We start from the raw sequence: 22,089 nt of genomic DNA, 5'->3' as shown, positions 1-22,089 counted from the left end.
TGAACTGTCTTTTATATTATTCAACCATGTATATTTGAGATAAATCATCAAACATATGAATAGGAGCTGGAGCTGCATCTTCCAATCCTTTGAATTTTGGATTTACTGCAACTATGGCATATCCATAATCTATAGGATACATTGCAGCATCTTTTATTATTTCTTTTTGAATTTTTTCATATAATTTTTCTCTTTTACCTGAATCTTTTTCCTTTGCAGCTTCATCCCATAATTTATCGACTTCTTCATTTTTATATCCACTTACATTATTCATACTTTCAGCTTTAAATACTTGTGCATATGTGGATGGTTCTTTACCATATATATAGCCATTGAAAGCTAAATCATATTCATCTTGATGTTCTTTTTCAAATAAAGCATTAAAAAATGATGCCATATCCATAGCTTTAAGTTCTACATTTATTCCAATTTCTTTTAAGTATTGTTGAACTAATAGTTCTCTAACATTATCTTTGCCTCTATACACCATAGTTAAATTGATATCCTTAAGACCACTTTCTTTTAATAACTCTTTTGCTTTTTCTATATTATATTCATACTTTTCAACATCATCTGTTTTATAAAGTGTTTTATCTGCAAAAAATGAATAAGCAGGCTTTGCATAATCAGTAGATAAATAATTTGCTTTTAATAATTCATCTCTATCTAGTGCATAAGCAATTGCTTTTCTTAAATTTTCATTATCAAGTTTACCACCATTTTGATTAAATATTATGTAATCTACTCTATCTTCATCAAATGCTAAAATACTCTTATCTTTTTCAAATTTTTCCACCTTATCAGCAGTTATGCTCATAGCATCTATTTCCCCATTTTGAAGTGCAATTTCTGCTGAAGATGTCTCAGGAATTACTCTATATACCACATTATCTAAATGAGGAGCACCTTTAAAGAAATTATCGAATTTAGAAAGAGTTATAGATTCACCTGATTTTCTTTCTTCAAATTTAAATGCACCTGAACCAATTGGATTATTATTCAAATCACTTGTTTGAATATTTTCTATATCTCCATATACATGTTCTGGGAACATTCTTATTCCACCTATAGTGTCCAAAAATCCAATTTGAACTTCTGGTAATATAAATTTAACAGTTAAATCATCTACTTTTTCTATTTTAACTTCACCTTTTGTAGTCACAAAACTATCCCTTAAATGACTTCCTTGTTGTTTATCCATAATAGTATTAAATGTAAAAACTAAATCATCAGCATTTAAAACTTCACCATCATGCCAAGTAAGTTCATCCTTTAATTTAACTTTATATGATAAGTAATCTTCAGATGGTTCAACCTTTTCTGCTAACCAATAATCTATATCCTCACCTTTTAAATTATAAAGAGGAGCAAATATGTGATTTACTAAAGTTAAGGTTGTCCTATCATTACCATATAAAGGATGAATAACTCTAGAATCTGAACTAACTCTAAATATCATTTGACCACCTTCTACTTTTTCTCCCTCATCTTTTTTTTCATTTTTTGAAACTTCTTGATTTTGTTTTTCATCTGATGAATTTTCATCTCCACATGCTATAAAAATAAATGAAGTGGATATTACTAAAATTAAAAATAAAATCAAAACTTTTTTATTCATACTTAAACCCCCATTTTTTTTATTTTTAAACCAAAGAAAGTATAGCATACTTTTAACTATATTATAATTAATATTTTTAAATATAAAATTTTTTAATACTACTCATAATACTAATAGATTTTATCTATGGATTATCATATTTTACTATAATAAAAAATTAAATCTTATTTTTCATTTATTATCCTTCATATGATATAATATAATATCAAATTATTTTATAAGGGTGTTTTGATGTTTAATATTACTGAAGAATCCATAAAAAAATCTACTTTAAATGATAGAACATTTAAAAAGAGTATAAATTATTATAAAAATAACTATGTTAAAAATTTATTATATTATAAAAATAAATATGCCTTTTCTGCCATTGTAGAAGGTACTAAAAACTATAATGTAGATCTAAATTTTGATAGAAATGGACAGTTACAACATGCAGAATGTAATTGCCCTGCTTATAGAGAATATTGGGGCTATTGCAAACATATTAGTGCAACATTGTTAGATATAATGCATAAAGATAGTATTGGAACTTTTGACTCAAAGGAAAAGCGAAATAATGAACAAATTCAAAAATTACTAGATAATTATAGATTTAATTCTGATTCTAAAATCCCTATAAATATTGAATATAATTATGAATTTTACCCACAGGGAAGGGATGGATATAAAAATGCATCTACTTTAAATTTAAGAATAGGCGAAGATAAACTATATGTAGTTAAAAGTATAAAGGCACTTTTCCAACATATAGAACATAATGAACCAATGGTCTATGGAAAAAATTTTACTTTTGAACCTAAAATTCATAAATTTAAAGAAGAAGATCAACCTATAATAGATATGTTAAAAGAAATATATGATAATGAAAGCTATATAAATGAATATTCTTCATATGGTAGTGGTAGTTTATTTAAGGGAAAAAATGTCATATTGACTCCAAATACCCTTAAAAGATTTTTTTCTATGATGAAACAAAGAAAATTAAATGCAAGAATATATCACAATTATTATGAAAATATAGAAGTTAAAGATGACGATATAAATTTAAATTTTTCACTTAAAGATTCGGAAAAAGATTTATCTTTAGAAATGGATTATAATGGTCTGCTTGTACCTTTAGATCAAAATGGTAACTACTTTTTTTCAAATAAATCTATATTAAATATATCAGAAAAACAAAGGAAAAACTTAATACCTATATATAATCACTTAAGTAAAAATATAGAAACCTCTATAAAAATACCAAAAGAATATAGGGAAGATTTTATTTCTGAAATTTATCCTTCTATTAAAAAAATAGGTAATATAAATATTGATGAAAAAGTAAAATCATCTATTTATAATCCTGATTTAATAAAAGAAGTATATCTGGATAACGAAAATGATAATATTATAGCTAATGTAAAACTAATATATGGAAATACAACAATAGAACCTTTTTCTAAAGAAAAACGAGATTTACAAAATGATGAAAGAATACTTTTAAGAGATATCGAAAATGAAAATGAAATACTAAATATATTTGAAAATGCAAATTTTAAAGTAAATAAAGACAATAATATTTATTTAGACGATGAAGAAGATATATATAACTTTTTAAATAATATGCTTCCTAAATTACAAAAGCAAGCTGATGTTTATTATTCTAATAGTTTTAAAAATATAGAATTAAAAACCTCTTCTGCTTTTTCTGGAGGTATTAGATTAAATGAAAAAACAGACATGTTAGAGTTCAGCTTTGAAATTGATGGAGTAAATGATGATGAACTAAGAGAAATATTTAATTCAATAAAGAAAAATAAAAAATACTATAGATTAAAGGATGGTTCATTTTTACCTCTTAATATGAATAACCTTAATCATATGTCAAATATTATAGATAATCTTGATTTAGATTTAGATAATTTCAACGACTCTATAATTGAAATTCCAAAATTCAATTCACTTTATTTGGATAATGAGTTTCAAGGAGAATTTAATTATATTAATAGAAATTTAGCATTTAAACAACTTGTCCAAAATATAAAAGAACCAAAAGATATGGAGTTTTCAGCTCCTAAGCACTTGACAAATATCCTTAGAAATTATCAAATGGTTGGATTTAAATGGCTAAAAACATTATCAACATATTCCCTAGGTGGAATACTTGCTGATGATATGGGACTTGGAAAAACCCTTCAAGTATTATCATTTCTATTAAGCGAGAAAAAAGAAAAAGGCTCTAAGCCTTCACTAATAATTGTTCCTACCTCCCTTGTATATAATTGGGAAGATGAAAAAAATAAATTTGCAAAAGATTTAAATACTCTTGTAATTTCAGGAGATAAAAACTCACGAAAAGAAATGATAAAACAAATAAATGAATATGATTTAATAATCACTTCTTATCCTTTAATAAGACGTGACTCCGAATTATATAGTGATTTTAATTTTAGATATTGTATTTTAGATGAAGCTCAGCATATAAAGAATCCAACTTCTCAAAATGCAAAATCAGTAAAAATGATAAATTCAGAAAATAATTTTGCTCTAACAGGAACACCAATTGAAAATTCACTTACTGAATTATGGTCTATTTTTGATTTTATAATGCCAGGATATCTATTTAGTCACAATAAATTCATGAAAAAATTTGAAAAACCTATAATAAAAAATGATAATAATGAAGCTTTATATACCTTAAAAAAATATATTACTCCATTTATTCTTAGACGATTAAAAAAAGATGTATTAAAAGAATTACCTGAAAAAATAGAACACAAAATAACAGCAGAACTTACAAATGACCAAAAGAAAGTATATCTTAGTTTTCTAAATGAAATTAAAGGTGAAATCAAATCAAGTATAGCTGAAAAAGGATTTAATAAGTCACAAATGAAAATATTAGCAGGACTTACACGCCTTAGACAAATTTGTTGTCATCCTAATACTTTTATAGAAAATTATAATGGATCAAGTGGAAAATTAAAATTGCTGGAAGAAATACTAGATGATGCTTTAGAAAGTAATCATAGAATACTTCTATTCTCTCAATTTACATCAATGCTATCTATTATAAAAAAATTATTGAAATCTAAAAATATAAAGTACAAATATTTAGACGGAAGTACAAAATCAGAAGAACGAAGAGAATTAGTAAAAGAATTCAATGATGGAGAAGGAGAAGTATTTTTGATTTCACTTCGTGCAGGTGGAACAGGACTTAATCTCACTGGTGCAGATACTGTTATTCACTTTGATCCTTGGTGGAATCCTGCAGTAGAAAATCAAGCTACAGATAGAGCACATAGAATTGGTCAAAAAAATACTGTTCATGTAATGAACCTTATAACTAAAGGAACCATTGAAGAAAAAATATATGAGCTTCAAGAAAAAAAGAAAAAAATTGTAGATTCAGTTATAAAACCAGGTGAAAAGATGGTGTCAAAAATGACAGAACAAGAATTAAGAGATATATTTGGAATATAAAAAATAGTCGACTATTGAATAGTCGACTATTTTTTATATTTATTTTAAATCATCCATATTAATTCCTTTTTTCTTAGCTATATATTTAGGTATAAGTGATAATAAAAATAATATTATACCTGCTGCAGCAAATTGAATTAGCAATTTAGTTGAAAAACCATTTTTAACTATTTCTCCTGCCATATATGCATATATAAATGCTCCTGGTGCCATACATATAAGTGTAAATAAGAAATAAGTACTTAATTTTATCTTAGTTAAACCATATGCATAATTTTGGAATGAAAATGGAAATACTGGTACTAAACGAGTTAGTATAAGAAAAGATGTTCCATTCTTTTCAACTCCATCATCAATCTTTTTAAACATTTCATTTTGACCTATTTTGCTTTCAATCATACCTCTTGCAACATATTTAGATACTAAAAATGCTGCTGTTGCTCCAAGTGTTGCACCTATAAGTGAAACTACACCTCCTAATATTGGACCAAAAGCCATACCACCTACTATTGTAAGCATGGATCCTGGTAGCATGAATACACAAGATGCTATAAATACTCCTATAAATACAATATATCCTAAAATTCCAAATGAATTAAAAAATTCTTGCATTGCTTTTACATCTTTTAATTTATCTACTAAACCCATTTTATATGCTATAAAAAACACTATACCTATAATTGCTACTACTGCTATAAGTTTCAATACATCAGATTTTTTAGTAGCAGTCTTTTTATTTGCCACAGTCATATTAAACCTCCTCTAAAATTAATTTATTGTAATTCACCAGTTTCAATTGGTAGCTCTTCAATATAACTCCACTCTATCCAAGAACCATCATAATTTTTTACATTTTCATATCCTAATAATTGAGTTAAAACAAATGTTGTATGCGCTGAACGAACTCCTGATTGACAATAAGGTATTATAGTTTTGTCTTTAGTTATTCCAGCATCTTCATAAATCTTTTTAAGTTCTTCTACACGTTTGAAAGTCATATCTGCACCATCACCAGTATTTAAAGCTTCCTTATATTCAACCCAAGTTCCTTCAGGTATTCTACCTTTTCTAAATGCACCTTTTTTCAAATCTTCTCCTGTTGCTTCTTCTATAGATCTTGTATCTAATATGACAACATTTTCATCTTCAATAGCCGCCTTTACATCTTCTACTGTTGCAAGTTTTGACTCATCAACTTCACCTTCAAATTTATATTCTTTTACTTCTACATCAGGCCTAGATGTTGTAGTTTCTAAATCAGCTGCTTGCCATCCATGTATTCCACCATCTATTAATTTTACATTGTCATGGCCATACATATCTAATTGCCACCATAATCTAGCTGCATCATACTCTCCACTTTCATCATAAAGAAGAATAAGAGTTTCATTATCCATTCCATTTTTTCCTAAAAATTCTTCCATTTTTTCTTTGTCGGCTCTCATTCCACCAAAGCCATAATCATCTTCTGAAGCAGAATAATCCGGTCTCCATACATTTACTGCTCCTTCAATATGACCAATTAAATATTTAGTTGATGGTCTAATATCTAATATTGCTACATTTTCTTCATTATCTATAATATCTTTTGCATCAATTGCGCTGATTATTATATCTTTATTTGTGTATTCTTCATACTTAGATTGTTGATTTTCAAGCTCAGCATCTGTTTTAACTTCTGCTTTATTACATCCTACTATTGATATTGATAAAAATAATACTAATAATAACGATAATATTTTTTTCATTTTACAATTCACCCCTATTTTTATTTTTTATTTTAAAACTTTTTTAATATTTGACTTAGATTTATATCTATTAGCCCAACTTGTTATTGGACTTGATGGTAAACCTGGAAATTCTGTATTTGAATCATAAACATCTCCAAATATTAAATCTAATATATGAACTGCTTTTTTGCCACCTTTAACCATTGATTCTCTACATGCTGCACAATAAGTTACCATATAATCTGATTCTACCTCTTCTGTTCTCTTATTCATAACTCTCTGAGCTAAATCTGGATTTGCTGGAACTATCATTCCTCCAAATCCACAACATTTAGTATTTTCTCTTGTATGAGGAGGTTCTTCAGTCTTATATCCAAGTTCATTCATTATCCATCTTATTCCATCATGGATATCTTTTCTATTTCTTGTTGAGCAAGAATCATGTATTGCAAAAGTTATATCACTCTTTTTTCCTTTTCCTTTTGTTCCTTCAGGTAGACCTAATTCTGGAAATATTGCCCAAAGTGATTTTACTGTTTGATTTGGACTATTCGCAGACATTGTAAGATAGCAAGATTGACATGCCACAATTATTTCTTCTGCACCTAATTTGTCTATTTCTGATTGGAAATCTCCATATCTTTCTTTAAATTTATCCATTTGACCAAGCGCTTTTGTAGGCTTACCGCAACATTTAAGTATTCCACCTGTTCCTGGTAATTTATTTTGTAAAAATTCTAATGTATTCATTACAGCATCAGGATTATAAGAAGGCAAACTACATCCTGGTATAAATACTCTTTTAGTTTGTGACATATTAACTTCTCCCCTTCTCTGTTTTATTGTTTTGCTTTTTTGCAGGTTTTGCTGTATTAAATATCTTAGAAAAACCTAAAAGCTGATGCATTTCTATTGCACTATGACCTTTGATAGGTGATTTACCATTATTTTTCTTTATCATAGTCTTTCTCATATCCATAAATCTACTACTCATTTCAAAATCTTTAGGACATGCTATAGTACATTGACTACACATATTACATGAATAAGGAATCATAGGATCAATATCTCCTGTTTCTAATATCCCTTCAAATAAATCCTTAGGACATTCACAATAATCATTTAGCATTACACATTCATTCATACAAAGTTTACATTCACATTTAAGACATCTTGAAGCTTCTTTTATAGCTTCCTCTTTTGTAAATCCTAAATCAACTTCGCTAAAGTCATTTATTCTTTTATTTGGATTTAATTGTGTAGTAGATACCCTTTTTAAATCTTCTGTTCCTTCTTTTATTGTTGTTTCTAATTTTGTTTCATATGTCCCTTCTTTTTCTCTATCTTTATATAAATCTTCTCCATTAAATAATCTCATCATTGATTTAGCAGCTTTTCTTCCTTCTGCCATAGCTTCAATCGCTATAACTGAACCACCACTTGCATCTCCTGCAACAAAGACATTTTCTATCTCCGATTGTAATGTTGTAGGATCTACTTTAAAACGTCCCCCTCTTTTAGTTTCTAATTTACCCTTTACGAAACTATTATCTACTGCTTGACCTACAGCAAATACTACATTATCTACATCTAAAATCACTTTGTTATTTTCATCAAATTGAGGATTGAAATTTCCTTCATTATCAAATATAGAAGTGCATTTTTTTATTTCAAAACCAGTAACTTTACCATTTTCATCTATTATTTTTTCAGGACCATACCCTGCAAAAACATTTACTCCCTCTTCCTCAGCTTCCCTTACTTCCCAATCATGAGCTGGCATATTAAGCTTTTCTTCTAAGCAAATTAAATGAACTTCTTCTGCACCTATACGTCTTGCAGATCTTGCAACATCAATTGCAACATTACCTCCACCTATAACTGCTACTTTCTTTCCTATTTTAGTATTTTCTTTGTCTAGGCTAACATCTCTTAAAAAATTAACTGCATCTAATACTCCCTTTTTATCATGACCTTCTACAGGAATTACTACACCTTTATGAGCCCCTACTGCTATAATTATTCCATCAAATTTACTTTGAATTTCATCAAATAATATATCCTTTCCTATTTCAGTATTCATTTTAAATTCTACGCCAAGCTTTTCTAGGAAACTATATTCAAAATCTATTATATTTCTAGGTAATCTATATTCTGGAATTCCTACTCTCATCATTCCACCATACACAGGTAATCTATCGTATACTGTTACTTTGTTACCTTTCATGGCTAAATCAAGTGCAGCTTGTGCTCCTGCTGGTCCTGCACCAATTACTGCTATATTTTTATTTGTATATGATTTTTTATCTAAATTCCATATTTCTTCTTTGTCAAAATTGTCAGCAACAAATCTTTTAAGTGCTGCTATTGACATTGGCTGTCTATATTCTGTTTCACGCTTACAGTTTTCTTCACAAGGATGAGCACAAACACGACCTAATGAAGCAGGTAAAAATAATTTTTCTCTTATAAGTTTTATTGCATCTTCATATTTTTCTTCAGCTATCAAATTCACATAACCTTTTACATCTGTATGCATAGGACAAGTAGCTTCACAATAAGCAGTTTCTTCTCCCATACAATTATCAACAATATCTTTCATCTTATCTAACACTTCTTGTGGATAAGTAAATTTACTCACAAAATTACCCCCTTTATATTGACTATTACTATATGATATAATAATAAATACAGATTAATTAAATGATTGTTAATTTAATCTCAATATTATTATACTATAAGGATTTCTTTTTTTATAATAAGAATCTATTATAATACATAATATAAATTTATGTTAAATCCGTAACAATGAAGGAGAGTATTTATGAATATTGATTATCTTAGAGCTTTTTATATAACAGTAAAAGCTAATAGCATATCCAAAGCAGCAAAGATACTTCATTTAACTCAGCCAGGACTTAGTATGCAAATACAATCTTTAGAAAAGGAATTACAAGTTAGTTTATTAAATAGAAGTAATAGAGGTGTCAACCTTACTGAAGCAGGTGAAATAGTTTTTGATTATGCAAATACTATTCTTTCTCTTCAAGATAATGTGGAGAGAGATTTAGAAAATTTAAAAACTCATAAAAAGAAATTATTTATAGGTTCTTGCAAATCAATAGGTGAATATGCTCTTCCATGTAGTATTTATATATATAAACATGAAAATCCTGATATAGATATAAACTTAGAAATATCAAATACTAAAAAAGTTATAGATAATGTATTAAATAATACAGTTAATTTAGGTATAGCTCAAAATAAAATAGATAATAAAAATTTAGTTTATCAAAAAATAACTTCAAATGATATGCTTTTAGTTACTTCCCTACCATTAGTAAAGAAAGCTATAACTATTGATGAGCTAAAAAAACTACCACTTATTTTTAGAGAAAAAGGTTCAGGTGCAAGAAAAGATATAATTAATAGCTTAAAAAATAAAGCTATAACTACAGATGATTTAAATATAATCTATGAATTAAATTCTATGGAAGCAATAAAAACCTCAGTAATATCTGGAAAAGGTATTTCTTTTATACCAGAATTAATTATAAAAAGAGAATTAAGAGACAAGATACTTACACATATAAAAGTAGATGATTTCAATGTGGTTTCTGAATATTATGTTGTTTATAGAAAAAATGCTGTATTAAATCCATATGAAAAAGGTTTTATAGAATTTTTAAAGTCTAAAAAAAGAGGTTTTTGTTAGAACCTCTTTTACCAATATATCATTAATAAATTTTCCATAAAATCTGTATCTAAGTAACTTTTTATAGTTTTATAAGTCTCTATATTTTGTATATCTTTATTTGGATTTTGATATTCTATATATGCATATGCACACCAAGATAATGCTCTCAGATATAGATAAGGAGTATATAAATATACCCTTTCTCGAATATTTGGTATTGCTATAGTTAAATTTTTCTTATAAGTTTTAAAAAATTCTTCTTTTTCAACTTCTGATAAAACATATTTCCCTTTCCAAAGAGTAGTAGTTTTTGCTAAAAATTGAGTTAAATCCTGTGTAGGATCAGATATAACTGGCTTTTCCCAATCTATAAGTGAAGATTTATTTTCACCTATTATAAAATTGCTTGAATTAACTTCTGTGTTATTAATCACATGGCATTTATTTTCTTTGAAATATATATCTCTATCTGAATTTTTTTCTGCCCAATTTAGGAACTTATCAAAAAATAATTTGTTTTTTATTCCAATATTTTTATTTTTCATATAATCTTTTAAAAGCATTTTAGCTTCTAAAATTCTATCATTACAAATACTTTCTTCTATCATAAACTTAGATGTGTTTATTTTATTTAAATCTAAAGAATGGATTCTTGCAAATATATTACTTGCCTTTAATAAATCTCTATCATATATAAGATGTCTTCCTTCTAAAAATTCCATTATCAATATTCCATAATTTACTTGTTTTTTAGAAGAATCAACATAATATACTTTTGGAGTAACACCTGATATTTCCAGATTTTTAAGTGCATTATATTCATACTCTATCTGTTCTTCTACATTAATTTGACTTCCTGTATTTACTCTAAACACGTATTTATTATTTTCGTCGCTTATAGTGTAATTTATATTATATTCACCTTGTGCTAAAAAATTAATTTCTAAATTCATTTTATCTAAGCACACATTTATATCATTATTTAAAACATAATCTTTGATTTTACCCTCTAATACTTGTATCAAGTTCATCATACCAACTCCAAATATTATTTACATATTCTTTTGTATATTTAAGATGGGAATTAGGAAACTCCCCTTTTTCTAACCTAATTTTAAAATCTATTAAATCATCTAAGGTATCTATATCCCTATATTTGTCACCAAGTGATACATTTAATTCTAATGAATTTAATATATCCATAGTCCCTTCTAAAACAGTCTTATTACCCCATTTAACTTTATTATCAAATATTTTATCATTCATTTTCTTTAATCCTACAAGATAATAACCACCATCAAATGTAGGGGCTATTACACAATCCTTTGTATCTAATCTATTAAAGCATTCTATAATACTTTTTTCTGTCACTTGAGGTATATCAGACCCCATAAGGCAAACACTTTCATATCCTTTATCTAATACATGTGATATAGCATTTTTCATCTTATCTCCAAGAGAATCTCCTCTTTGAGCAAATGTACCTATATATGAAGGTATTATATCTGCAATTATACCAAATGAATCTTCAGGAGTGTAGGTTAAGTATATATCCACTTTATCTTTTAGTGAATTGAATAATAAAAATAAGTCCATTAAAAATGCTCTGTGAATTCTTGCACATTCATCCCCTGATAATACACTCATAAGTCTTGTTTTTGTTTTCCCTGGTATAGGTATTCTAGTCATAAGTATTAATGCTCCCTTCATTTACCTCGCCTCCTTATAAATCATTGATAATTTTTTATCACATATGCCCAATAAATATAATATTTTAATTTTATGCATTAATAAATGAGTTTTTAATTTTCCCCCATTGTTAAATCTTCTTGCAGAAGTCCCAATACTACAATCTAATAATTTCATTTTTTCTTCCTTAGATATACGTTTTGACAACTCCCAATCTTCCATTAAATCAATTCTTTTAAATCCATCTAAATTATTAAATAAATTTTTTTCTACGAAAATCCCTTGATCTCCAAAATATATATTTAAATATTTTGCTCTTAAATTAGAAGTAAATGATATGTATTTCATAAATGAAGATTTATCATCATAAAAATATAGTTTAAATCCTCCTGCCTTATATCCCTCTTCAATAGCTTTTCTTATATTTATAAGTGAATTCTCATCTACAATAGAATCAGAATGAACAAACCATAAAATATTCCCCTCAGCAATCCTTGCACCAGCATTCATTTGATTTGCTCTGCCTTTAGGGCTACATACTACTTTTGTTAGACATTTTGCTATTTGTACAGTTTTATCATTACTCCCACCATCAACTATTATAATTTCTTTATTTCCTCTTATATTCATCAAATTTTTAATTGTGTTTTCAATAGTTTTTTCTTCATTTAACACTGGTATTATTATTGATATAATATTTTTACTATTCATCAAAAAACACCCCATTATCAAAATCTATAAAAATATTTATATTTTCATTTAATTTATATACCTTATCACTTCCAGAAATTACATTTATTTTTTTACCATATACATCTAAGGTATAATAAATTCTATCTCCACCATATCTTATTTTAGTTATAATACCATATATATTTCCTTTTCCTATTTTTATATCTTCTGGATTAATCATGGCTATAATATTTTTTTTGTTATCTTTATATATATCAAAGTCACCTATTTCTGTTTTAAATATGCCATTAATTATACTTCCTTTAATATAATTTCTATTACCTAAAAAGTTTGCTACTTCAATTGAATTAGGATTTTTATATATTTTATGTGGCTCATCAATTTGTTTTATTTCTCCATTTAGCATAACTGCTATTTTATCTGAAATCATAAGTGCTTCTTCTTTATCATGTGTAACTAATATTGTAGTTATATTCAATTTCCTTTGAATATTAGCAATAAATTCTCTCATTTCTTCTCTAAGAGATGTGTCAAGGTTAGAAAAAGGTTCATCTAAAAGAAGTACTTTTGGATCTACTGCAAGTGCTCTTGCTATAGCAACCCTTTGTTTTTGTCCTCCAGATAATTCATTTGGATATCTTTCTTTCAGTCCTTCTAATTTTACTAGATGAATCAATTCATATACCTTTTCTTTTATAATTTTACGTTTTACTTTAGCCATCTTTAGTCCAAAACCTATATTTTCTTCTACTGTCATATGAGGAAATAAAAGATAATCTTGAAAAACTATTACTGCTCCTCGTTTTTCTACAGCTATATTCGAAACATCTTTATTACCTATTAAAAGTTCTCCATTATCTTTATTTAATAATCCAGCTATTATTTTAAGAGTAGTAGTTTTTCCACATCCAGAAGGTCCTAAAAGCGATATTCTTTCTCCTTCTTTTACTCTTAAAGATATATTATCTAATATTTTTTTCCCACTAAAAAATTTGCTTATGTTTTTAAGTTCAATTTGTGACATAGAATTTCTCCTTTATATATCTTTAAGTTTAAGTTAAACAAATAAATCAGTTTTATTTTTATATTTCTTTTTAATGGCAGATTCCATTAATAGCAATACTCCCAGTGTTGTAATACTAAAAACTACACTATAAGCTGAAGCCATCATTCTATCCCCACTCTTAATGTATGGAAACATAACTAAAGATAATGTTTTTACTTTTCCCCCTCCAATTAAAAAAGTCAAAAAATATTGGGAAAAAGATACTATAAATACCATAGAAGCTGCTGATATGACTCCTGGAGTTATAATAGGTAGTGTTATATGAAAGAAAGTTTGAATTGAATTTGCTCCAAGCACTTTTGCTTGCAATTCCATTTTTTCTCCTAATCCTTCAAATATACTAGTTATTATTCTTATTCCATAAGGCATACAAGGAATTAGATGTACAAGTACTACACCTAAAAATGTGTTAGCAAGTCCAAGTTTTATAAATGAAACATGTATTCCCATTGCAACAGCCACAGGAGGTACTATTATAGGTGCAAGAACTAATATTTTAAATATTTTCTTAAACCGAAATTCATATACTCCTAAAGCTTTTGATGCTGGTATACTTATAGCTATTGTGATAAAAGTTACTACACTAGATAACACTATACTATTTAATAGTACTTCAAGTGTTCCTGTTCTAAAACTGAATATATATTTATATCCTCTAAGTCCAAAATTATTTGGAAAAATATTTGGCCAAGTCCATGAATTACTTATACTCCAAATTAATAGTACCAAAAGAGGAAGCAAAAGAAAAAGAAGCAAAAAATATAATATTATTTTTGAAACTTTAATGTTCATATTATCACCTACTATATCTGTTTATTAAATGGAATACTTTGTAATATATAAATATAAATATTAAAGAAAAAGATGTAAGTATCATATTTATAACCATTGCATAAGGCCTATTTGTAAGATCTGGATTACTATATTCCATAAAAGCTTTTACTGGTAATGCTTTAGGGTTAGTAGGACCTAGTAAAAATGGTACTTCAAATGCTCCAAATGAAAAAGCAAATACAATTATAAATGATGATATTATAGAAGGCATCATAAGTGGTAATAAAATATATCTAAACACTTGCCATTTATTTGCTCCTAAATTAAGAGCTACATCTCTTAATTTATCATTTATATTTTTTAAAACAGTATATACTACCATAGCAATAAAAGGAATCTCCTTCCATACATATGATAATATAACGCCCCATCCATTTTGATCAAAAACTAAAGATGGAAAATCTGTTTTACTACTTATTAAACCTATATTATATAATAATCTAGGTAATATCCCTGATTGAGATAATATATTAAATATTAGTAAACTTGCTATGGTATGAGGTATTATTATTGGAATTTTATATATTACTTCTTCTATACCTTTTTTATGTTTATTTACAAGTAATAAGTATGCTAATAAAACACCAATAACAACTGCTATAATCGATGATACAATAGAAATGTAGAAGCTAAATTTAAATGAAGATAAAAAATCACTATCAGTTAATACTTCTTTATAATATTTTAATGTAAATTCAGTAAGCCCTACTGCTTTAAATCTTCCCAAACTCTGCATAAACCCCATTAAAAGACCTGATGTAAAAATACCAAATATTACAGTCATAAAAGGAAGTAGCAAAATATATGGCTTGACCTTTTCTTTTAACAATTTTATTCACCTTCTACCGGTATAGTATCCTGCCATATCTCTTCTATTATTGGTACTAAATCAGAAGGTAGTTCTGGTATTCTATTATTTAGAAGTTCTTCTTGAGAAATTGTGGCTGGTCCTAAATCTATTTTTTTAAAAATTTCTTTTTCATCATCGCTAATTTTTCCATTATCTATTACAGGCAAATCTCCCCAATTTTCAGGATCATATTTTGAAGCTTGTGAATCTATACTTAATATTTCATTTATAAGTACAAGTGCTGCTGCTTTATTTGGACTGTTAAAAGGAATCGAAACAAAATGAGTATTTCCTATAGTGCCATTTTCAAATATGAATGTTTTTGTAGACTCAGGAAATTCTCCTATTCTTCTTTTAGCTTCAGCATTATATGGATTATAGCTCATACTCATGATTACTTCCCCATCAGCATACATATTATCTAATTGAGAAATAGTTGCTGGATAAGTTTTTCCTTCCCTCCATAAATAAGGCTTGAGTTCTTTAAGATATTCTATTGCTGGCATTATAGCCTTTTTTACTTTTTCATTATCAGCTTCTAAATCTTTTACATTTTCATAACCTACTACATCATAAATAATGTTTCTTACAAAAGCACTACCTGTAAAATCAGGAGGAGCTGGATAAGTAAACTTCCCTTTATTTTTCTTTACAAATTCCATGAGTTCATCATGATTTTTTGGAATTTCTTTTATGTTTTCTTCATCATATATCATTACAAATTGAGCTTTTCCATATGGTGCTTCTTTCCCATCTACACTATATCCAAAGTCACTTGTAACTTCTTCGGAGTTTATATCAATATTTTTCTTGAAATTTGGTAACTTATCTGTAAAAGATTCACTTAATAAATCATTTTGTTTTGCTGTATAAAAATTTTCTCCATTTATCCAAACTACATCAATACTACCTTCTGAATCAAGTTGTTTTTCTGATAACATCTTATTTAAAATATCTTCTATATCCATAGGTACTCTATTTACCTTGATATCATATTTTTCTTTCATAGTATCTGATAAAAAAGTATCTATCCATTCATTTGTTTTTTGACTTCCACCCCAACCATAAAAAGTTACTTCTGTTCCTTTAGCTTTTTCTAATATCTCATTCCAGTCCTTTTCTAATATATTACCTTCTTCATTTTTATCTCCACCACAAGCAGTGAGAGTAATAACTAACAAAAATATTATTGATATAATTAAAGTTTTTTTCAAAATTAAAACCTCCTATAAAATAAATTTAAGTAATATCTTTGATCCTATAAATGCACCTAAAAGCATAAATATCCCAAAAACCCAACCATGTAATGATCCACTTGGTATGGCACTAAAAAATGCACCTAAATTACAACCAAAAGCTATCCTTGTCCCATATCCCATTAAAATACCACCAAATAATCCAAAAAATAATTGCTTTTTATTTTTTATTTTTTTTACTTTGAATTCTGAAGAAAATAATATGGATATTAAAGAGCCTAACATAATTGCAATTATAATTGGTGTATAAAAATTATCTATAAAGCCTTCATTTGAAATTAAGATGTCACTATTATTTTTAAAATAATACCAATCATTTGTATTTATACCTATTTTATTTAATATATAAGTTCCCCAATATAAAAATCCTGTTGAAACTCTCATAGCTTTTCCCACGGTAAAAAGTATTAATATATTTAAAATACCAAGAATAATACCTCCAATATAATAAGGCCATGGCTTTTTATAAATTTTTTCTAGTTTTTTCATGATTTCCTCCTAGAATTATAATTTTTCAATATAAATCTCCCATTCGCCTTCTCTTATTTCAATATAATCTACAGGGAGAGAATGTTTTTTTGCCCATTCTAATACATTTGTTATAGAACAAGTATGATCTGTCTCCATTATAAGCACATCACCAGTATTCATTTTCTTTAAAGCTTTATGAGCCTTTAATAGTGGTATAGGACATGCTTCATACATGCAATCTAATTTAACTTCTGCCATTTATTTTCCTCCAATAATTAAAGCATTATATTATTTTTGTTATGATACCAATTTGCTAAAAAATATAATATTATTAAAAAAGTAATTTGTAATATTGTAGCTAAAGGTAATCCTATAAGTTCAGGAAAATATATCGTCTTTGAATCTTTTATAAAATTAATATCCCAAAATTTAAAACTACCTGCTCCCAGCAATGTACCTATTATTATGCCAATCATTACTACTATTTGAAGAATAAATCCTTCTCCTACCCTCATAATAGTTCCAGATACACACCCACCTGATATTACCATTCCTATTCCGAATAGTAACGCTCCAATAGCAGTATGAATTCCTACAGGGTAAATTATTCCTGGTACATTTTCTATAACAATATTTCCCCCTGCTATACTAAAGTATTGAATAATAGAAAATCCAATAGTTGAAACTATAAGTCCAAGTATTATAGCACGAAGTATACTTGTACTTCCTACAAGTACAGGATCTCTAAATCCTGCTGCAAAACAAAATCTAGATCTCTGAAGAGTTATTCCTATAAAAAGACCTATAATCCAAACCGGAGTATATCTATAATCAGTATATATAAAGGAAATTAAAATTATAGCCCATACTAAAAACAATAAAAACCCATACTTTTTTTGATCTTTCTTTTTTCTGATTTCTTTTTGTCTTTTCTTTTTAAGCATTTCTATTTTTTCAGATGCCAATAACTTCACCTCACTAATGTTAAATTATAGTCAAAGTTACACTTTTATTATAACGTGAAAAGTACCTAAATAACTATATCTTATTCTTATATTAGATAAGTATCTCTTATAACTAAATAAAAGTCATGTTTTTCTGTTATAATATTATCATACTATAACTTTAAGGAGAGTAAAATGAAAAAAATTATATTTGATTGTGATAATACTATGGGCGTATTTGGTAGAGATGTAGATGATGGACTTACATTTCTTTATCTTCTAGGAAATAAAAATATCGAAATTTTGGGAGTTACAAACACTTTTGGTAATAGTAATATAGATACAGTTTTTAGAGCTACTTCTAAATTATTTAATGATTTAAACTTAAAAAATATCCCTTTATTAAAAGGAGCTTCTTCACCTCAAAATAGAACTAGTGAAGCATCAAGATTTTTAGTAGAAATGATAAATAAATACCCAAAAGAAATAACAATACTTGCCACAGGTTCTTTAACTAATATTTATGGTGCTTACAAAGAAGATAAAAATTTCTTTGAAAAAGTAAAAAATATAGTAATAATGGGTGGTATATTGGAACCTTTAATATTAAATGGAAAAAAGATGGATGAGCTAAATTTATCCTCAGATAATGAAGCTGCATATCATGTTTTAAATTCTAAAGCAAACATCACTTTAATATCTGCTCAATTATGTCTTCAAGCTTTATTTAGCAAAGAAGAATCTAATAGAATATTAAAAGAAAAAAAACCTATATTTGAGTATATAAGAAATATGACCCTTCCTTGGTATAGTTTTATTCAAATAAAATATGGCATAGAAGGATTTCATAATTGGGATATAGTTGCAGCAGTATTTATAACAAACCCTGAACTTTTTGATAAAAATATAGTAAAAGCATCTTCTACAATTGATGATTTAAAAACAGGATTTATAAATATAGTTGACAATAATAATAGTTATGAATTAAATATACCAACAGTAATAAAGGACAAAGAAAAGTTTAATAATTTAATATTCGATAGTTGGAATAATATAAATTATTAATTAATAATTGGGTAAAAATATTCTAAAGGAGACGATTTGATGGAAACTAAAGTTAAAAATATGGTCAAAAAAGATAAGAAAAAAGCATTGGAATATATTAAAAATAAAGAAAAAGGTAAAAAGCTTATTGATGAAGCTGTTCATAAAGCAAGAAATGAAGATAGTGGTACAAAAGAATTTAAAAGTGATCTTAAAATAAGTATATCCATGTTTAAGTCTTTTCTCTCTGGAGAATATAAAAATATCTCCAAAAGAACAATAATTACTATAGTTGCCGCAATACTTTATTTTGTAAATCCTTTTGATGTAGTTCCAGACTTTATCCTATATGCAGGATATATTGATGATGCTTTAGTATTTTCTATGTTACTTCGTAGCATAAAAAAAGAAATTGAAAACTATAAAAAATGGCAAAGTATGAAAGAATATTAATACATTTTAATCATCTTTTTTGTAAATAATATTAATACCCCAATTAAAAGGATGATCTATATGGACAAAAATATTGAAGAAAAATATATTATAAATACAATAAATAAAAAAGATTTTTCTATAATTGAAAACAACATCAATGCAAATATATTTCCTTTAGATATGTTAAGAGATATAGATTATATAGATCCTAAAAAATTCAGATAAACTCCTATAGAAATCAAAAGGATTCTCCAACATGTTGGAGAATCCTTTTTCTATGATTAATGAGGAAGTATAGTAAATCTCAATATAAATAATATAGCAAGTACATATATTGCAGGATGAACTTCTTTTGCTTTTCCTGTTGTTATTTTTGTTATAGGATAAAATATAAGTCCGGCTGCAATTCCATTTGCAATACTATAACTAAAAGGCATAATAGCCATTGTTAAAAATGCTGGTAATGCTTCTGAAAAATCTTCAAAATCTATATGTTTAATACTTGTCATCATTAATACTCCAACTACTATAAGTGCAGGTGCAGTAGCTTCAGCTGGTACCATTCCTACAAGAGGTGCTAAAAATAATGATAATAAGAATAATATACCTGTTGTAACAGCAGTAAGTCCAGTTCTTCCACCTTCACTAACTCCTGATGCACTTTCTACAAATGTAGTTGTAGTAGATGTACCAAGAAGTGCTCCTACTGATGTTGCAATTGAATCAGCAAAAAGTGCTTTATTCATATTCTTAAGTCTTCCGTCTTCTTGTATAAATCCTGCCTTTGCTCCAGTTCCAACAAGAGTTCCTATAGTATCAAACATATCTACTAAAGAAAATGATATAACAACTGTTACAACACTCATTATTGCCCCAATTAATCCAACTTCACCTAAGTTCAATAAGCCAACGAAATCAGCTTTAAAAAGTGTTGGTGTAATACTTGGAATTGAAAAACTAAAATCTGTAGGTACAGTTGTAACCCCTAGTGGTATACTTATAATTGTAGTTGCAATTATTCCAATAAGAATTGAACCTTTAACTCCCCTTGTCATAAGTACTCCAATTATTAAAAGTCCTATAATTGTTACAATTGTTGCGTTTTGAGTGAAATCTCCAAATCCAATTAATGTTGCTGGATTATCTACTATTATATGTCCTTGTTGAAAACCAATTAATGCTATAAATAAACCGATACCGCCACCAATTGCTCTTTTAAGTGAATCTGGAAGTGCATTTACTATTGCTTCTCTAAGTCCTGTAATTGTTAAAATTATAAATAATATTCCTGATATAAATACTGCTGCAAGTGCTTCTTGCCAAGTATATCCAAGTCCTAAAACAACTCCGTAAGTAAAAAATGCATTAAGTCCCATTCCTGGTGCTAGTCCAAATGGTAAGTTTGCATATAACCCCATTATTAGAGTACCTATTGCACCAGCTACACATGTTGCTACAAATATTGCTCCTACTATAGGATCTTCAAATCCAATACCAGCTGCTGCATCTCCTAGAGCACCTGCTTCATTCATCCCTGCTAATTTTAATACATTAGGATTTACAAAAATAATATAAGCCATAGTTACAAATGTAGTAATCCCAGCCATTATTTCTGTTTTTACATCTGTTTTATTCTCTTTTAATTTAAAAAATGAATCCATTATAATACCTCCTCTAATTTAAATAAATAAAAAACTCTAAAGATAAACACTATAAGTGTTCATCTTTAGAGTTAAACTCAAAGACACACACTCATAGTCTAAGAATTTACGGTTCTTAGGTAGAAACTTTCTGGCCATATTCCAGATTATTATATGAGTATCACTATTTAATTCTAAAATTATACTAACAGATATATTAAAATAAGTCAATAGAAAAAACGAATATTATTTTATTAATTTACTTTAATGTTTGATTATCTTTTTTCATCAACCAATACTACAATATCTCCTCTATCTAAATTAGTTCTATAGTCTTCTAATTCAATTTTTGAATTACCAGGATCTAAGTTCCAATAATCCCTAGTATATCTTTCAAAGGTAAATGTATCTTTTATAGTGTCCCAAATGCTGTTATATTCATTTTTTTCAGTCTCCATATATTCTAAATCTCCGTCTAATTCTTCTGCTGATATTACAGTTATTTGTTCTTTATTATACCCTTTATCAGCTAAATCCTTAACTGCATCTCTTGCTTCTTTTAATGTATTATAACTTCCATATATCTTTTTCACAAGTAATCACTCCTTGGATTTATTTATTATTATAATTACCCATAAGGGAGAAAAATATGGA

At 27.1% G+C, this 22,089-nt stretch carries 22 protein-coding genes and 1 riboswitch; of the genes, 5 read left to right on the top strand and 17 right to left on the bottom strand.

Features of this window, described 5'->3' with window-relative positions; all coding sequences use genetic code 11:
• Positions 1-16: 16 nt before the first annotated feature.
• Entirely contained in the window at positions 17-1,618 is a 1,602-nt protein-coding gene (locus E0D94_RS04320; RefSeq protein WP_165442862.1) for an ABC transporter substrate-binding protein, read from the bottom strand.
• A gap of 231 nt (positions 1,619-1,849) precedes the next feature.
• Here E0D94_RS04320 and E0D94_RS04315 point away from each other — a divergent pair, with 231 nt between their 5' ends.
• Positions 1,850-5,086 (top strand): DEAD/DEAH box helicase, encoded by a 3,237-nt coding sequence (locus E0D94_RS04315; protein ID WP_130806069.1) that lies wholly within the window; start codon positions 1,850-1,852, stop codon positions 5,084-5,086.
• 39 nt (positions 5,087-5,125) lie between these two features.
• On the opposite strand, the gene E0D94_RS04310 is transcribed toward E0D94_RS04315, so the two are convergent.
• From E0D94_RS04310 to E0D94_RS04295, 4 genes are read right to left on the bottom strand one after another with little or no spacing between them, the layout of a single operon-like run.
• Complete coding sequence (locus tag E0D94_RS04310) at positions 5,126-5,836, bottom strand: TVP38/TMEM64 family protein (protein WP_130806068.1); 711 nt, start codon at positions 5,834-5,836, stop codon at positions 5,126-5,128.
• A 23-nt stretch (positions 5,837-5,859) separates the two neighbouring features.
• A complete protein-coding gene (locus E0D94_RS04305) occupies positions 5,860-6,834 on the bottom strand; it encodes a sulfurtransferase (protein WP_130806067.1) in 975 nt (324 codons plus the stop codon).
• Positions 6,835-6,861: 27 nt separating this feature from the next.
• Positions 6,862-7,632, bottom strand: a complete 771-nt coding sequence (locus tag E0D94_RS04300; RefSeq protein WP_130806066.1) for a heterodisulfide reductase-related iron-sulfur binding cluster — start codon at positions 7,630-7,632, stop codon at positions 6,862-6,864.
• Between the two features lies 1 nt (position 7,633).
• Complete coding sequence (locus E0D94_RS04295) at positions 7,634-9,457, bottom strand: FAD-dependent oxidoreductase (RefSeq protein ID WP_130806065.1); 1,824 nt, start codon at positions 9,455-9,457, stop codon at positions 7,634-7,636.
• Positions 9,458-9,640: 183 nt separating this feature from the next.
• Here E0D94_RS04295 and E0D94_RS04290 point away from each other — a divergent pair, with 183 nt between their 5' ends.
• Positions 9,641-10,531 carry a LysR family transcriptional regulator gene (locus tag E0D94_RS04290; RefSeq protein ID WP_130806064.1) on the top strand — a complete coding sequence of 297 codons (891 nt, stop codon included), beginning with the start codon at positions 9,641-9,643 and terminating at the stop codon, positions 10,529-10,531.
• An 8-nt stretch (positions 10,532-10,539) separates the two neighbouring features.
• Here the strand turns inward: E0D94_RS04290 and E0D94_RS04285 are convergent, their stop codons facing one another.
• Genes E0D94_RS04285 through E0D94_RS04240 form a run of 10 tightly spaced genes read right to left on the bottom strand, consistent with a single transcriptional unit; the run spans position 10,540 to position 18,337 of the window.
• Positions 10,540-11,547: an aminoglycoside phosphotransferase family protein gene (locus E0D94_RS04285; protein WP_130806063.1), complete on the bottom strand. Its 1,008-nt coding sequence runs from the start codon at positions 11,545-11,547 to the stop codon at positions 10,540-10,542.
• Positions 11,516-12,223 (bottom strand): TIGR04282 family arsenosugar biosynthesis glycosyltransferase, encoded by a 708-nt coding sequence (locus E0D94_RS04280; RefSeq protein WP_130806062.1) that lies wholly within the window; start codon positions 12,221-12,223, stop codon positions 11,516-11,518. The genes E0D94_RS04285 and E0D94_RS04280 overlap by 32 nt, the downstream gene beginning before the upstream one ends.
• A complete protein-coding gene (locus E0D94_RS04275; protein WP_130807343.1) occupies positions 12,224-12,898 on the bottom strand; it encodes a TIGR04283 family arsenosugar biosynthesis glycosyltransferase in 675 nt (224 codons plus the stop codon).
• Positions 12,899-12,905: 7 nt separating this feature from the next.
• Complete coding sequence (locus E0D94_RS04270; RefSeq protein ID WP_130806061.1) at positions 12,906-13,919, bottom strand: ABC transporter ATP-binding protein; 1,014 nt, start codon at positions 13,917-13,919, stop codon at positions 12,906-12,908.
• A 33-nt stretch (positions 13,920-13,952) separates the two neighbouring features.
• Positions 13,953-14,753: an ABC transporter permease gene (locus E0D94_RS04265; protein ID WP_130806060.1), complete on the bottom strand. Its 801-nt coding sequence runs from the start codon at positions 14,751-14,753 to the stop codon at positions 13,953-13,955.
• Between the two features lie 4 nt (positions 14,754-14,757).
• A complete protein-coding gene (locus E0D94_RS04260; RefSeq protein WP_130807342.1) occupies positions 14,758-15,579 on the bottom strand; it encodes an ABC transporter permease in 822 nt (273 codons plus the stop codon).
• Between the two features lie 47 nt (positions 15,580-15,626).
• Positions 15,627-16,859, bottom strand: coding sequence for an ABC transporter substrate-binding protein (locus E0D94_RS04255; protein ID WP_130806059.1), 1,233 nt, complete (start codon positions 16,857-16,859; stop codon positions 15,627-15,629).
• A 12-nt stretch (positions 16,860-16,871) separates the two neighbouring features.
• The gene (locus E0D94_RS04250) at positions 16,872-17,390 is read right to left on the bottom strand and encodes a YeeE/YedE thiosulfate transporter family protein (protein ID WP_130806058.1); all 519 of its coding nucleotides are present in this window, start codon (positions 17,388-17,390) and stop codon (positions 16,872-16,874) included.
• 15 nt (positions 17,391-17,405) lie between these two features.
• Positions 17,406-17,630, bottom strand: coding sequence for a sulfurtransferase TusA family protein (locus E0D94_RS04245; RefSeq protein ID WP_130806057.1), 225 nt, complete (start codon positions 17,628-17,630; stop codon positions 17,406-17,408).
• A 17-nt stretch (positions 17,631-17,647) separates the two neighbouring features.
• Positions 17,648-18,337 (bottom strand): YeeE/YedE thiosulfate transporter family protein, encoded by a 690-nt coding sequence (locus E0D94_RS04240; RefSeq protein WP_130806056.1) that lies wholly within the window; start codon positions 18,335-18,337, stop codon positions 17,648-17,650.
• 174 nt (positions 18,338-18,511) lie between these two features.
• Between E0D94_RS04240 and E0D94_RS04235 the strand changes: the two genes are divergently transcribed.
• Genes E0D94_RS04235 through E0D94_RS14730 form a run of 3 tightly spaced genes read left to right on the top strand, consistent with a single transcriptional unit; the run spans position 18,512 to position 20,020 of the window.
• Complete coding sequence (locus tag E0D94_RS04235) at positions 18,512-19,381, top strand: nucleoside hydrolase (RefSeq protein WP_130806055.1); 870 nt, start codon at positions 18,512-18,514, stop codon at positions 19,379-19,381.
• Between the two features lie 39 nt (positions 19,382-19,420).
• Entirely contained in the window at positions 19,421-19,813 is a 393-nt protein-coding gene (locus E0D94_RS04230) for a YkvA family protein (RefSeq protein WP_130806054.1), read from the top strand.
• 60 nt (positions 19,814-19,873) lie between these two features.
• The gene (locus E0D94_RS14730; protein WP_165442860.1) at positions 19,874-20,020 is read left to right on the top strand and encodes a hypothetical protein; all 147 of its coding nucleotides are present in this window, start codon (positions 19,874-19,876) and stop codon (positions 20,018-20,020) included.
• Positions 20,021-20,076: 56 nt separating this feature from the next.
• On the opposite strand, the gene E0D94_RS04225 is transcribed toward E0D94_RS14730, so the two are convergent.
• Both E0D94_RS04225 and E0D94_RS04220 read right to left on the bottom strand, forming a co-directional pair.
• Positions 20,077-21,456, bottom strand: a complete 1,380-nt coding sequence (locus E0D94_RS04225; RefSeq protein ID WP_130806053.1) for an NCS2 family permease — start codon at positions 21,454-21,456, stop codon at positions 20,077-20,079.
• Between the two features lie 74 nt (positions 21,457-21,530).
• Positions 21,531-21,633: riboswitch (purine riboswitch) on the bottom strand.
• Between the two features lie 77 nt (positions 21,634-21,710).
• Positions 21,711-22,028, bottom strand: coding sequence for a general stress protein (locus tag E0D94_RS04220; RefSeq protein ID WP_130806052.1), 318 nt, complete (start codon positions 22,026-22,028; stop codon positions 21,711-21,713).
• Positions 22,029-22,089: the final 61 nt, after the last annotated feature.

The organism is Senegalia massiliensis (assembly GCF_900626135.1).
Lineage (GTDB): Bacteria > Bacillota > Clostridia > Tissierellales > SIT17 > Anaeromonas > Anaeromonas massiliensis.
Note: the sequence above shows the minus strand (reverse complement) of the source record. Positions and strands in the feature narration are given on the sequence as shown.

What these genes read in the sequence shown, in the direction of transcription:
- E0D94_RS04320 (WP_165442862.1), bottom strand. Translation starts at nt 1,618, where the DNA reads ATGAATAAAAAAGTTTTGATTTTATTTTTAATTTTAGTAATATCCACT.
- E0D94_RS04315 (WP_130806069.1), top strand. Translation starts at nt 1,850, where the DNA reads ATGTTTAATATTACTGAAGAATCCATAAAAAAATCTACTTTAAATGAT.
- E0D94_RS04310 (WP_130806068.1), bottom strand. Translation starts at nt 5,836, where the DNA reads ATGACTGTGGCAAATAAAAAGACTGCTACTAAAAAATCTGATGTATTG.
- E0D94_RS04305 (WP_130806067.1), bottom strand. Translation starts at nt 6,834, where the DNA reads ATGAAAAAAATATTATCGTTATTATTAGTATTATTTTTATCAATATCA.
- E0D94_RS04300 (WP_130806066.1), bottom strand. Translation starts at nt 7,632, where the DNA reads ATGTCACAAACTAAAAGAGTATTTATACCAGGATGTAGTTTGCCTTCT.
- E0D94_RS04290 (WP_130806064.1), top strand. Translation starts at nt 9,641, where the DNA reads ATGAATATTGATTATCTTAGAGCTTTTTATATAACAGTAAAAGCTAAT.
- E0D94_RS04285 (WP_130806063.1), bottom strand. Translation starts at nt 11,547, where the DNA reads ATGATGAACTTGATACAAGTATTAGAGGGTAAAATCAAAGATTATGTT.
- E0D94_RS04280 (WP_130806062.1), bottom strand. Translation starts at nt 12,223, where the DNA reads ATGAAGGGAGCATTAATACTTATGACTAGAATACCTATACCAGGGAAA.
- E0D94_RS04270 (WP_130806061.1), bottom strand. Translation starts at nt 13,919, where the DNA reads ATGTCACAAATTGAACTTAAAAACATAAGCAAATTTTTTAGTGGGAAA.
- E0D94_RS04265 (WP_130806060.1), bottom strand. Translation starts at nt 14,753, where the DNA reads ATGAACATTAAAGTTTCAAAAATAATATTATATTTTTTGCTTCTTTTT.
- E0D94_RS04260 (WP_130807342.1), bottom strand. Translation starts at nt 15,579, where the DNA reads ATGACTGTAATATTTGGTATTTTTACATCAGGTCTTTTAATGGGGTTT.
- E0D94_RS04250 (WP_130806058.1), bottom strand. Translation starts at nt 17,390, where the DNA reads ATGAAAAAACTAGAAAAAATTTATAAAAAGCCATGGCCTTATTATATT.
- E0D94_RS04245 (WP_130806057.1), bottom strand. Translation starts at nt 17,630, where the DNA reads ATGGCAGAAGTTAAATTAGATTGCATGTATGAAGCATGTCCTATACCA.
- E0D94_RS04235 (WP_130806055.1), top strand. Translation starts at nt 18,512, where the DNA reads ATGAAAAAAATTATATTTGATTGTGATAATACTATGGGCGTATTTGGT.
- E0D94_RS04230 (WP_130806054.1), top strand. Translation starts at nt 19,421, where the DNA reads ATGGAAACTAAAGTTAAAAATATGGTCAAAAAAGATAAGAAAAAAGCA.
- E0D94_RS14730 (WP_165442860.1), top strand. Translation starts at nt 19,874, where the DNA reads ATGGACAAAAATATTGAAGAAAAATATATTATAAATACAATAAATAAA.
- E0D94_RS04225 (WP_130806053.1), bottom strand. Translation starts at nt 21,456, where the DNA reads ATGGATTCATTTTTTAAATTAAAAGAGAATAAAACAGATGTAAAAACA.